This is a genomic window from Staphylococcus coagulans, from assembly GCF_002901995.1.
GTDB lineage: Bacteria > Bacillota > Bacilli > Staphylococcales > Staphylococcaceae > Staphylococcus > Staphylococcus coagulans.
Genome location: NZ_PPQN01000016.1, coordinates 110703 through 124595 on the forward strand (window position 1 = coordinate 110703; position 13893 = coordinate 124595).

Annotated in this window: 11 protein-coding genes; 5 read left to right on the forward strand and 6 right to left on the reverse strand. The window is 34.9% G+C overall.

The features are described from left to right. Positions 1–67 precede the first annotated feature (67 nt). The 3 genes from CD118_RS04900 to CD118_RS04910 all read right to left on the reverse strand — a co-directional run bounded on the left by CD118_RS04900 (position 68) and on the right by CD118_RS04910 (position 4021). Complete coding sequence (locus CD118_RS04900; RefSeq protein ID WP_103356349.1) at positions 68–2161, reverse strand: helix-turn-helix transcriptional regulator; 2094 nt, start codon at positions 2159–2161, stop codon at positions 68–70. A 460-nt stretch (positions 2162–2621) separates the two neighbouring features. Next, positions 2622–3560 carry a magnesium transporter CorA family protein gene (locus CD118_RS04905; protein ID WP_050330046.1) on the reverse strand — a complete coding sequence of 313 codons (939 nt, stop codon included), beginning with the start codon at positions 3558–3560 and terminating at the stop codon, positions 2622–2624. A gap of 23 nt (positions 3561–3583) precedes the next feature. Then, entirely contained in the window at positions 3584–4021 is a 438-nt protein-coding gene (locus CD118_RS04910) for a MarR family winged helix-turn-helix transcriptional regulator (RefSeq protein ID WP_050330048.1), read from the reverse strand. Between the two features lie 481 nt (positions 4022–4502). Between CD118_RS04910 and CD118_RS04915 the strand changes: the two genes are divergently transcribed. The 4 genes from CD118_RS04915 to CD118_RS04930 all read left to right on the forward strand — a co-directional run bounded on the left by CD118_RS04915 (position 4503) and on the right by CD118_RS04930 (position 9046). After that, entirely contained in the window at positions 4503–6158 is a 1656-nt protein-coding gene (locus CD118_RS04915; RefSeq protein WP_103356354.1) for a Na/Pi cotransporter family protein, read from the forward strand. Between the two features lie 378 nt (positions 6159–6536). Continuing rightward, a complete protein-coding gene (locus tag CD118_RS04920) occupies positions 6537–7784 on the forward strand; it encodes a copper resistance CopC/CopD family protein (RefSeq protein WP_103356350.1) in 1248 nt (415 codons plus the stop codon). Between the two features lie 18 nt (positions 7785–7802). Continuing rightward, the gene (locus tag CD118_RS04925) at positions 7803–8414 is read left to right on the forward strand and encodes a YcnI family protein (protein WP_050330053.1); all 612 of its coding nucleotides are present in this window, start codon (positions 7803–7805) and stop codon (positions 8412–8414) included. Positions 8415–8575: 161 nt separating this feature from the next. Further along, positions 8576–9046, forward strand: a complete 471-nt coding sequence (locus CD118_RS04930) for a DUF2871 domain-containing protein (protein WP_050345237.1) — start codon at positions 8576–8578, stop codon at positions 9044–9046. 162 nt (positions 9047–9208) lie between these two features. On the opposite strand, the gene CD118_RS04935 is transcribed toward CD118_RS04930, so the two are convergent. The 3 genes from CD118_RS04935 to CD118_RS04945 form a co-directional block, all read right to left on the reverse strand. Next, positions 9209–9625: a GNAT family N-acetyltransferase gene (locus tag CD118_RS04935; protein WP_060829459.1), complete on the reverse strand. Its 417-nt coding sequence runs from the start codon at positions 9623–9625 to the stop codon at positions 9209–9211. Positions 9626–9852: 227 nt separating this feature from the next. Beyond that, the gene (gene glcP, locus CD118_RS04940) at positions 9853–11205 is read right to left on the reverse strand and encodes a glucose transporter GlcP (protein ID WP_016426217.1); all 1353 of its coding nucleotides are present in this window, start codon (positions 11203–11205) and stop codon (positions 9853–9855) included. Between the two features lie 320 nt (positions 11206–11525). Beyond that, on the reverse strand, positions 11526–12527 hold the full coding sequence (locus CD118_RS04945; protein WP_103356351.1) for an acrylyl-CoA reductase family protein: 1002 nt from the start codon (positions 12525–12527) through the stop codon (positions 11526–11528). Between the two features lie 286 nt (positions 12528–12813). On the opposite strand from CD118_RS04945, the gene CD118_RS04950 reads away from it, so the two are divergent. Beyond that, positions 12814–13503: a hypothetical protein gene (locus CD118_RS04950; protein ID WP_103356352.1), complete on the forward strand. Its 690-nt coding sequence runs from the start codon at positions 12814–12816 to the stop codon at positions 13501–13503. Positions 13504–13893 lie beyond the last annotated feature (390 nt).

Sequence of the window (13893 nt, forward strand, 5' to 3'; positions counted from 1 at the left end):
CACTAAGAAATCTATCCATTGAAAGAAGATTTTATGTGCACGTTCCTTTTTATATACGATGAGAATTTCACAACATATCTGACTGGCGTGTTGCTTTATTTTTAATAATTTTAATGAGTTTCATGACCCCTTGTGGTAATGTCGTTTGGTATGACGTATGTTCAAAGTGATGTAATTGAATATGAAATAAAAGATGATTCGTCATATGAATAGAAGAGACAAAATGTCTTGGGACGTAATAATCTTGCGTTTGCACATGCATGATGTGGTCTAAGTTGCTATAAGTGGGGTGGTAAGTATATTCAACCACAAAATGACGATGCAATTGGTTTGTACCATATAAAACAAAAGAAACATTTTTGAGCGCTTGATCTGCATGAAATAACAAAATTTCATATGCATACGCTGTTTCATGAACGAGATAGGTAGATGTTCGAACACTAAACGTATGGCTAAAAGGTTGCAATAAATTAAATATATGTTGAATGGCATTACGATGACCGAAACGATTATAAAAGCCATTATTTAGGCTGTCATTGGAAATCAGTGGTAAGCATAACGCATCTACATTCAGCCAAAGTTTAAGAAGTTGCTCTTCACGTGGCATCGCATGTTGTTTCGCTGTGAAGAGTTGTGGAACTGATTTGATGATCATTGGTGTCTGCGCAAGTTGATATTCTTGTCGCAATGTTTGTATCACTTGTGCAAATTTTGACTCGAATTGCGTATGTAAATCAAGGTGATACATATAAGTTTGATTGAGTTGTAAAGCATCCAACATATAATAATCAAAAACGATGCGTTGTTGAAGTAATAACTTTAATTGCGCTTTTTTACTTGGTGTTAAAGGTAGCGCAATATCAAGTGTGAACTGACTATCAGGATGTAAAGCTTTCACTTTTTCAATGATAGTTTGAATTTCATGAACAGATAGAGATTCATAGTCCAATATGATATTGAGCTTGAATTTGTACTGATTAAAATCATTAGGTTGCTGTTCTATGATACGTGTTAACGGATAATAGAATTGATTTTTAAATATTTCATAGGCGTGTAGCGAATGGATTCGATATGCCATTTTATAACCGTATTCACATAGCAATTGGCTGAGTAATTCAATATGATGTGTATGTTCAAAATGAAATGTTTCAAGATCTGATGGATTAAAGGACAGTTGAATGGCATGTGCATGATGATGAGCCTCTAATTGATTTTGACTACCAAATATTTGACTGATGTCGTCTAAGTTGACGATTTCAAGTAATACTTCTTTCTTTTCAATCCATTGAGGTGGTGTGAGTTGATCTAAAAATATGTCCACCTTGTGTGGTGAGGGAATCGTGCTGGATTTTCTCAAATGTGTATCAAAATATTGTATATCGAAAGGGACAACCGTAACTTGATAACTTCTTTTTTGACTTTGTTTTCGAAATTCTATCGGACTGATACCTACAAAACGCTTAAACTGTTTAGAATAATGGTTGTAGTTTGTAAAACTGTATTGTGTTGCAATTTGATTAATCGAATCATGCGATGTGGCTAAGTTGTACATAGACAGTGCGATTTTCATTGAAGCATAGTATTTTTTAAAGTTATAATCTAAGTATTTGCCAAAAAGTATAGACACATAGGATTGAGAAACAAAGAAATGTTCACTTAACTCTTGTAACGATAGACGATATTTGGCGTGTTGATGAACATAATCAATCATATTATTAAATAAAATACTATTCACGTGTATATGCGGGATATAAATTCGACTCAATTCAATGAATGTTTCATTGTAGAGTAACTTAATTAAAGTATGAATATTTTCATAGTACATATCACTGTTTTCTTCAACGATGAGATGCTTTATGATTTCTTTAATTTTATTATGAGAAGAGAGTTTATTAAGATTAAAATAACCTAGGAAATAATCAGCATTAAATTCAGAAAAATATTGTAGAGGCACTGTCAATTTGACGATGGCTTGTGCTTGGGTCACTTTGACTAAGTCGTTGTGATTTACGATGGCAATTTGATGATGAAAGTGAGTCACTTTACCGTTGAGCTCGAGTGTCAGAACGCCTTCAAACGAAACAAATAATTCTACATGATTAAAAACACGATAAGCAGAAGACGTATATTGTTTCATTAGTTCAATATTAATGCCTTGCATAGTTGACCTCTTTCAAGCTTCTCAAGTTCTGAGAAACTAGTTGATAAATATACATCATTATAAAAATATCGATTCCTTTTCTACAATAATATTGTGCACATTGTATAAGGAATGACGCATATTAGAAAATAACGGCATAATCAATGTGTCATAAGTGTTAAAGAAATGGAATAAAGTTAAATTAAATGCTTAAGTAAGTTAAAAATTTTGCATACATTTGCAGAAAGTCATGTAAGTAGTGGTATATGAACCTTAAACAAGGTGTGGTAAAAAAGTCTTACTTTGTTTATATGGGGCAAAAAAAATAGTTGAAGTATGATGGTGCAGAGAAAAATGAGTTAAAGAATAAAGTGATAATCAAAGATGGGCTTGAGAAGATGTAGCAAAAGCATTTTCTCAAGCCCATCTTTGATACAGAGGATAGGTAAGTCCTATAAGGATAAATGGTTATGGACTTATATCAGAGCTTGTCGTTGCGCCATAAAAATGTAAACATGACTACGACGAGAATAATTGAAATCACAATAATAATAATCCATGACAGTGCACTTTCGGTATTAATAGGTAAAGGTACATTCATACCGAAAAAACTAAATACTAGCGTAGGTAAAGTGAGCAAAACGGTAAAAATAGTCAATGTTTTCATAGTGGTATTTAGTTGGTTTGACAACAAGGACGCATATGAATTAGACATACTTTCAACAATACGTAAATATAATTCAGTCGTTTCAACCGCTTGTTGGTGCTCATTTTGTAAGTCTTCTAATAATTCTTCATCATCGTCAAAGCGTTTAATGGCAGGTAAACGAAATAGAGTTCGAATCGTAGAAGAATTGGTTTTAAGTGATCCTAAAAAGTAAACTAAACTTTTTTCAATGTCACTTAATAAATAAAGACGCTGATTTGTTACCCGTTGTTGCAAGTTATATTCAACTTGACGGAGCTCTTTATTTAATAAGCGCAAGCCTCTATTGTATTGCGCAGTCATATCGTACATTAATTTTAAAGCAAATTGGCTTTTGTATTTTAAGTTAATAGGTTTTTTGACGATGTGGTCAAAATAATGAAAAGGTTTCGCACAAACCGTAACAATAATGTTTTTACCGATGATAATCCCTAACGGTAATGTCATGAAACTTTTTAATTTATGCTTTCCAGTTTCAGTAATAGGTAAGTCGCTGATTATTAAAGAGTAGCCACTATCATCATCATATTCAATACGTGAACTTTCTTCACTATCTAATGCATCTTCCAAAAAATCTTGTGGAAAACCATATGTTTTAATGAGTTGTTGTAATTCATCTTGTGTCGGTTTGACAACATTTAGCCATTGCGCTTGTTGCCATTCTTCTGTTTCTAGGACATGCAAATTTGCATCATTGTAGTACGCTTTAATCATAGCGAATCACCTTCTTCGTTCTCTTATTTCAAATGCTGTATATCTTTGTAGCCTTGTCTATAAGACGCAAAACCTTCCATAATCGCATACCAATCATCACCTTGCTCAGCTTTGATTCGATTAAATAGGTCATTTTGTGCTTGGTTGAGTTCTTCTATGAGCGCTTTCCCTTCTTCAGTTGGAAACAAACATTTTAAACGGCGATCAGTCAAATCAGGGCGCTCAAAGATGAGCCCTTTTTCTTTCAATAATTTTAAAGTGGCATGTGAGCCTTGTTTAGAAATCTCAAGATTTTCTAATAATTTTTTCGTTGTAATACCTGGAAGTTTATTAATAAAAAATAGAAATCGATGATGCTGTCGGCTCATACCATATTCAGCAATGATATCATCAGCCGTTTTTGTAAATGTTTGATAAGCATAATAAAACAGAAGTAAAGCGTAATCATTATTTTGTGTCATTTTCGGACTTCCTTTTCTAAAAACTCTTCTATATTATAGTAAAGATTTCGCCATCTGTCATGGTCATAGCGAATGAGTTAGGAGATAATTTTTAAATAATAAAATGATTGGCTTAACTATAAATTTTGAAGGGAAATGAATGAGATGAAAAAACTGTAATAGTGGTATTCATGTTCGGATTGAAATCTCATAAAGGATATAGTAAGATTTGAGGACTGTTGTTTGCGTGCGGAGGTGGAAAGCAACGATAGAGAGACAACTAAAATAGTAAAGAATATGTAGTCAATGTTAAGAAGATAATGTAACATAAATAAAGAAAAAAGTGGGTTATGTCTTGAAAAAAGTCGCATAAATAGAAATGTTAAGGCAGAATTAATAAAATCTTAACATTAAATTTACAATTATAAGAGATAATCAAGATAATCATACGACAATGATGTGTATATGAACAGAAATTTAATACTGAGGTGAAAGAATGGAAATGTCGGTAACTGAAGTCATCTTTTCTTTTTTAGGTGGCCTAGGTATTTTCCTTTATGGTTTAAAAGTAATGGGGGACGGTTTACAAGCAGCAGCAGGAGATCGATTGCGAAATATATTAAATAAATTTACCGCCAATCCAGTACTGGGTGTATTAGCCGGTATGATTGTTACGATCTTAATACAAAGTAGTTCTGGGACAACTGTCATAACAATAGGGCTTGTGACTGCGGGGTTCATGACTTTAAAACAAGCGATTGGTGTCATTATGGGCGCCAATATTGGAACCACTGTGACTGCTTTTATTATTGGGATTGATTTAGGAGAATATGCAATGCCAATCTTGGCGTTGGGGGCATTTCTTATTTTCTTCTTTAAGCGTTCCAATATTAATAATGTTGGACGAATATTATTTGGATTTGGCTCACTCTTTTTTGGCTTAGAGTTCATGGGAGATGCGGTTAAGCCACTTGCCCAATTAGAAGGGTTTAGACAAATCATTTTAGATATGTCATCGCATCCGGTGTACGGTATTTTAGCGGGCGTAGGTTTAACTGCGTTAGTCCAAAGTTCGAGTGCAACAATTGGGATACTGCAAGAATTTTACAGTCAAGGTTTAGTTGACTTGAAAGGTGCAATTCCAGTTTTACTAGGAGACAATATTGGAACAACGATTACTGCAGTGTTAGCAAGTTTAGCGGGTTCATTAGCAGCTAAGCGGGCGGCATTTGTACATGTTATTTTTAATGTCATTGGTGTGATTATCTTCGCGCTATTTTTACCGGTTGTAACGCATTTGATAGGGATGTTACAAGAAGCATGGCACCTTAAACCAGCAATGGCCATTGCGTTTGCACACGGTGCATTTAATGTAACGAATACACTTATTCAACTTCCATTTGTGGGTGCGCTCGCTTGGCTTGTGACTAAGATTGTACCAGGTAAAGACATTACAGAAGATTATAAACCTCAACATCTTAATAAAGATTTAGTGTACCATGCGCCTGGTGTCGCGTTACAAGAGACTCAAAAAGAGCTACAAAACATTGGGCATATTGTTCAATCTATGTTAGACGATGTTCGTCATCCTGCGACGATGGATAAGAAAATGATTAAAACAGTACAACAGAAACATCAAGCAGTGATTACCATTAGCGACAGTATTCGAAATTACTTGGTGCGCATTTCTACAAAAAATATTAATAAAAGTGATGTTGAACGTCTTGCAGTGATGTTTGATGTCAATCGCTCGATTGTGAAAGTTTCTGAACTGACAGAATCATACATTGCGCAAATCGAAAGACAAAAAAGTAAAAATATTATTTTAACTGAAGATGCTGAACGAGGGATTGAAAAATTATTTAATTTTGTTGATGAGTCCTTCCACAAAGCAATTGATACTTTAAACGTCTATGATACGACTAAAAAAGATGAAGTGGTCGAGCGTAGTAGAGAAGCATTTAACATTGAACATAAATTAAGAAAAGGCCATATTAAAAGATTGAACAGAGGTGAATGTTCAACTGATGGTGGCTTGCTATATGTTGATATTATTGCGATTCTTGAACGAATTGGCTATAACTCTAGAAATATCACTGAAGCGATGGTGGGCTTGAACAATGATGTACCGACCGAAGAAGAAATCGCGACAGTTTAAGTCAATCATCTCACACTGAATAGATTGATTATAAAAGTCGGAAAGGAACGATGTTATCTCGTTGCTTTTCGGCTTTTTACATTTCTAGTGGATTGATTAAATATAAATTGCATTAAAACGATTATCAAATACAGATGACATCATTATTTTGACAAATCAGTGACAAAAATACGGTTCAAGTCTAAATACATTGTATTCATATATAAGTTTGATAAAATCTTATAGGATGAGCTATGGAGGCAAGAAAGTATTGGGTATTGGCTAAAAGTTGTCGTCATCCGAGCGATACAACTTGTTAATGCACTTCACAAATGAGGGAAGTGATGTGAAACCATGTCTTAAATTCTACATTTTATAATCACTTGAGGGGGTGTTAAATTGCGTACGTTTAATAAATTATGGGCAGCCACACTCATTGCTTTTATCATGATGATTTGTGTGAGTATACCATTCAATCAAGTCTCTGCACATGCGACTTTAGAAAAACAACAACCCGTAGAGAATGAAGTCGTACAATCGAAACCAGAAGCGATTCAACTTGAGTTCAACGAGCCTGTTCATACGCAATATACTAAAGTCAAAATTTATAATGACAAGGGCAAAGAAGTAGGTGTATTGAAACCTAAAGAGCAAGAGGATTCAAAAAAAGTGACTTTTGATACGTCAAAAGTTGAACATGGCACATATGCCGTTCACTGGGAGACAGTCTCATTAGATGGTCATGAGATAAGAGGACAGTATAATTTTTCTGTCGGGGAAAAAACAGCTAATACTATAGAAACAGCGAAACCTTTTTACACGGATGCTTTTTTCTGGTTAGGCTTAGTGCGATTTGTTTTACAAGCTGTGTTACTTATTTTTACGGGCTTATATATGATTAATGTTCTCATGAAACGTCAAGATGTACCTACGTATGATATTATTCCACGTCATCGCAGTGCGATTTTATTATTGATTATGGTTGCTTTTACAACGAGTATCGTTTATTTAATGACTTTACCGAAAGATGCCATTCATTCAATATTGACGCTTGATTTCCGCGTTTGGATGCAATTTCCATTTGTTTTATCAATGGTCAGTTTAATTATTGTGTTAATCCTATTTTCATTACGGCGAATGGAGTCTATATGGTATAAAGTTATGCCGCTCTTTTTGATGTTAAGTCTTGCAATTTCAGGTCATGCATGGGCGCAAGCGGTGCCATTTTATTCTATCATTTTACGGACGTTACACTTAATGGGAATTGCCATCTGGCTAGGCAGTTTTGCATATTTAATCGCCTACACGTCGGCTAAACACAAGCATTCTTACATTTTAATAATAAAAGATGTGTTGTTAAAAGCAAATGTGACTGCAGTAATTATCGTTATACTGACAGGCATTTTAATGTCTATTGATGCCACATCATTAAAAGCGATTGTAACCCTACCTACGTTATATAGTAGTTTATGGTTTATGAAAGTGGTATTCACCATCATTATGATGATTTTAGGTGGTTTACAAACATATAAAGCGATGCAAAAGCGACGTCGTGTGAATCAATCACTGTTATATCTTGAATTCGCCTTAGGTATTTGTTTGATTTTAGCGGGCGTCATCATGAGTCAAATCGAAATTCCATTATAATTGAAAGGATCAATATATATGAAAATTACAAAGTTTTTATTGAGTGCTGTGTCATTTCTTGTGTTATTAAGTATGACATCTGTAGCAGATGCTCACGTAACGCTTAATCCAAAAGTGAGTGAACCCGGTTCATACGAAGAATATCAAGTCAGAGTTCCAGTTGAACGTGATAAAAATACAGTAAAACTTGAAATAGAAGTTCCTGAAGGTGTAACTTTATCTACAGTAGAGCCTGTCCCTGGATTTAAACATGAATTTAAAGAAGACAAGTCTGGAAAAATTACTAAAATCACATGGAAAGCAACAGATAAAGGAATTGGCAAACACGAACATATGGACTTTCCAATTGTAGTCGCTAATCCAGAAAAAGAAGGTCAATTCAAATGGAAAGCCATTCAAACATATAAAGATGGTAAAACAGTGAAATGGACAAGTGATGATGAAAAAAGTGAAACGCCTGCACCTACAACAGAAGTGAAAAAAAGTGAACCTGTTAAAGCTGATCACCATGATGACACGAAATCATCACATACATCACCATTTGTATGGATTATTTCTATCTTAGCACTCATTATTTCAATTGTAGCGCTCTTTAAACGCAAAAACTTTACGAAATCTGACAACGAATAAGTATTGACATCGTCTTTCGAGGTTACGATAATCGAAAGTGTGAAGCTGAGTGAAGTGCGGTTGGTTATGGCCCTCATATGAAAATTTGAATAAGCTAGAAATGAAAAATTCAGCCGTGTTTAATGGTGTTACGGTGTGAAATAAGATGGAGTGTGAAAAGGATGAAACGTATATTATACGCATTTATGACCTATACAATGTTAGGATTGTTCAGTGGTTTTACATATAGAGAACTCACTGTGCATTATGAATTCACAGGTTCAACACAAATGAGTGTCATGCATACGCATTTGTTAACGTTAGGGATGTTTATGTTTTTAATGTTGATACCTATTGAAAAGCTTTTTAAACTTAGCAGCTATTATTTATTTAATTGGTATTTCATTATTTATAATATCGGCGTCATTGTGACAGTAACAATGCAATTTTTAAAAGGTTTTAAACAAATTGCACGCCAACCGATACCTGATTCGTTTGCTGGTTTTGCAGGTATTGGTCACGTGACGATTACAGTCGGCTTCATTTTGCTATTCTTTTTATTGAGACAGGCCATTATTACAGAGCCTAGAGAGGGAGAACCGTTAACCCGAAAACATCGAAAACGCGCAAATCAAGAGCAAAATGAGAAATAAGTCATCAAATGAGGATGAACGAGTGCGAGGTCATGAGTTAGCGCGAATTTTATAGCGCTACAATTTAATTCAAGTTTTCTTATATTCAAGTATCGTGATAGAGCGGTGGCGACATCTTTCATTAGATGTAGTGCCACCGCTTTTTTGATAGGGTGCCCTGTTTTATGATGTAATGGGAAAGTGTAAAAACATACCGCCAGAATGAGGTTCGGTTGATTTGAATCCAAACTGTTTGTAAAGTTCATCAGCCGGATAATCAGCGATAAGACTGACATAAGTCCCAGGTAAACGAACGGAATCAATATAATTCATAATATGTGTCATGACAGTTTTACCATATCCTTGTCCCTGATAGTCTGGATGGACAGCAATATCAATAATTTGGAAAGTTGTGCCACCGTCACCGATAACACGACCTAAACCGATAAGTCGGTCAGCATCATAAAGCGTTACGGTAAAACAAGCCCCTTTTAAGCCCCGTTGTGCGGCACTTCTAGACTTTTCACTTAAACCGCAAACTTTTCTCAAATTACAATAATCATCCACTTTAGGAATTGTAAATTGAACATCAATTGTCATAATGCCCCTCCTTTCGTGCACATTAAAATACATATATTTCTAATCATACAGCACATTCCCTTTTTGTAACAAAAGGGAGCAGGACAGAAATCTATTTGATTTCGTTGTCCTGCCCCGGCAAAGATGAGTAGGGCTATTCGAGCTAGAAAAGCGAAGAAGAGACCAGTCATCGAATGTTGTGATTTTTCTAATGAACAAATAGGGAATCTACACTGTCTCTTTATCCATTATTTTTTTACATCCGCAACAGTTGCGTTTGTACGTTGACGTAAATCTGCCTCTATTTGTTCTAAGCTACGTCCGCGTGTTTCTGGTAAAAATTTAACAACAAAGAAGAGTGCAATCACACCGATAACCGCAAAAATTAAAAATACTTCTTGAATTTCAAGTACTTCCGTTAGAAGTGGGAATAGCTGGGCTACGAGTAAGCTACCAATTGAAAGAACAAGCGCCGCAATACCTGTTGCTGCACCACGTGCACGCATTGGGAATAATTCTGGAAGCATAACCCATAAAATAGGTCCCCAAGAAATACCGAAGAAAATAATGAATGTAGTCAAACAAATCATCATAATCCATGCTGCACTGTTCACACCCATAATCCAAATAAGGATACTCATAATTAATAATGAAGCCACCATACCAATGTTACCGATAACGAGCAGTTTTTTACGATCGACTTTATCAATAATGAATATCGCAACAATCGTAACTAATACGTTGACAACACCAATACCAACTGTACTTAAAATTGCGGTAGAGTCTCCTAATCCTGCTTTCGCAAAAATTTTAGGTGCGTAGTAAATAATCGCATTAATACCAATCAATTGTTGTAACAATGCAAAGACACTACCAATAATAATAGTAGATAACAGCCATGGAGATTTTAAAACAGTCCATGTACTGTCTGAGATAGCATTGATTTTTTTCATGTTTTCAATTTCACCGTCAATTTCAGAAGCGGGATATGTTAATTTCATTACATCTCTTGCTGCTTTTTCGCCACGTTTTTCTAATAACCAACGCGGACTTTCTGGCATGAAGATGACTCCAATCATTAATATTAATGAAGGAACGACAGCAAGACCAAGCATCCAACGCCAACCTTCAATAGGTGCAAAAGCATAATTGACAAGATAAGAAGATAAAATACCAATAGTAATCATAAGTTGGTTTAAAGAACTTAAAGAACCCCGAGCTTCTGTTGGCGCGAGTTCAGAAAGATAAACAGGCACAATCGCTGTAGAACCCCCAACGGCAAATCCAATTACTAAACGTCCAATTACGAGCACTTCCATCGATGGTGCTGAAGCTAGGATGAGTGCACCAATAATAAAGACGATAGAAATAATAAAAACTAGACGACGACGTCCAAGCTTTTCTGAGAGTGGGCCACTAAAACCCGAACCAAATATTGCGCCGACAAGCATAGATGAAACTACTAATCCTTCAGTGAAAGGATTTAAATGAATATCATTCTTTAAATAAAGGAGCGCTCCAGAAATAACACCCATATCATAACCATATAAGAGTCCACCGAGTGCGCCGATGAAGAAAATAAGCTTTTTATTAATTTTCATTTTGTAACCTCCCGTACTATTATGCAATACAAGTATACGCTTTCATAAGATATTAGTAAATTGTAAATATTGAATTTATGAGAATAAAATAATTTATATTAATTATCAACAATTGAAAATTTAGGAGAAGGCAACAAAATTTTTATGGGTCATTTTAAGTAGGGTATGATGATAAAAAGGGAAGTTTTGAGTTCGTTGGGGTATGGATTAAAACATTAATGGGTTGGAACAGAAATCAAATCGATTTCTTGGCTCCAACCCATTAATGTAGCATCAAGCAATTGCTGATGTAGTTTGCTTTTTATTTTCATTACAACATTTTAGTTGTTTGCATCAGGACGTAGATCTACAACAATGCGCCCGATAAAATCATGATTTTGTACACAATCTAAACCGTCTTGGAGTTGTTCAAAAGGAATCACATTTTTGACATCATGCAAATAACGTGGTTTTAAATCTTTTGATAGACGACGCCATAAGTGTTGTCTACGTTTCATAGGGAATGAAACAGAATCAACACCGATGAGACGGATACCACGTAAAATAAATGGAAATACAGTACTTGAGAAAGTATTACCGCTAACGTTTCCGCTTAAAGCAACAGCACCATGTGGATGGATACGTTTTAACACTTCAGATACAGTTTCGCCACCTACAGGGTCAATCGCTGCTTGCCATTGCGTGTGTGTCAGTGCTTTTTCAGTCACGTCTTCCACTCTAGAAATAACTTCTCTCGCACCTAATTCTAAAAGTTTTTCGTGGTAATCTTTGTGGCCAGAACTTGCAACGACCTTGTAACCAATTTCGTTCAACATCATTACAGCCATTGAGCCTACACCACCAGTTGCACCACGAACAAGTACTGGACCGTTAGTTGAAGTGATTTTGTTATCTTCTAATAACTGTATTGACAGTGCAGCTGTAAAACCGGCAGTCCCGATAATCATCGCTTCTTCAAGCGTTAAATCATCAGGGAGATGAACAAGCCAATCGCCACTCACACGTGCAACTTCACTAAATCCACCGTAATGAGAAACACCTAAGTCATAGCCAGTTGCAATAACTTTATCTCCTTCTTTAAATGATGGGTGTTCAGATTCCATCACTACACCAGCTAAATCAATACCCGGTATCATTGGGTATTTTCGTATGATTTTGTTGTGAGCACGTGTGGCTAACATATCTTTAAAATTGATACTTGAATAATGCACACGAATTGTCACATCACCGGCAGGTAAATGGTCTAGTGTTATTTCTTTAAAATCTCCTACGAATTGATCCTCGTGTTGATCAACAAGAAATGCTCTGAAAGCTTGAGCCATGGTTCTAATCCTCCTCAGTTTTTATCCGTACACACTTTACCAAAAAGTCAATCAAATAACAATAAAGTTGCTCTTTTTAAAATAATGATAACTTTATTATGTTTTATTAAAAATACGAACAAAAAATAAAGGAATCTTCAGTACTATAAAAATAGATATCGAGAAACAATTGTAGAAATAATTTAGAAAAAATTTAACAAAAAAAGTGTTTGTCGTTTAAAATAATAGTGTATAAAAAAGTGATAGACGATTTTATACTATAGAATAGAATTTGGAGGGAAACATCATGAAAAAGGTACTTGCTAGTTTGTTTGCATTATCAATTGTTTTAGCCGCCTGTTCAAATGATGAGGATAAAGAACCGAAGAAAGATGACCATGCTAAGCAAGAGCAGTCTACTAAACAGGACAAAAATGATCACAAAGAACAAGCATCATCCAAATCAAAAGATGAATCCACTTCATCTGATCAAGCTAAAACGTCAAAATCAGATGCCAATAATCAAAATAATGATCAGCAATCAGAAATGAACAACCAAAACACAGAAGGCAAGCAGCAACAAGGACAGCAAAATGATCAAAGCTCAGGTACACAAGCCAATGGACAAGCTTCAAATCAACAACAAGATAACAGCCAAAATGAACAAACATCTCAAACAAAATCGCAATATGTAGCTCCTTACCAAGGTGAAAATGTTGTACCAGTCGCTCAAAATATTGCGAGAGAAAAAGTCAATCGTCAACAAGCACTTCAAAACTTACCGAACTTCCAAGTCGCATTAGATTCAGCACGTCAAGAAGTCAGCCAATTGAATGGTCAACAGAATCTATATAATGACTATGCTTTACAAGGTGCTGCTGGTCAATACAGTTACTTATTTAGTTTTATTAACCAATCACAGCCTGGCACATATGTCATTGTAACAGTGGATCATACAGGTGCTGCAAAAATTATTGACCCAGCATACCGTCAATAATAGGGCTATTTTGCAAACAATGTGATACTAATATTTAAAAGTTTAATAGCAAATTTAATGAAATCCTTACATTTAGCGATTATACCTCTTGGTGCATCGCATAAAAATTAAATGTAAGGATTTTTTGTCGATTGGAAAATACAGTTCGAATTTATAAGTTAATCGTGCGATTTAAACTCGTTCACGATGTCAAATACACTTGAAGTGCAAAGCTGGTATCGAAAATATACCATTGCAATTGTATAACACAACTTATATAATCTTAAATAAATCGTCATTTATATTACAAATTTCATTTTAAATTTTTAGCATGCAGTTCAAAACATCTGTTTTTGATTTTTAAGAATTTTCATATACATATTGAATTGCGGCCTTTAGAATGTTATATTT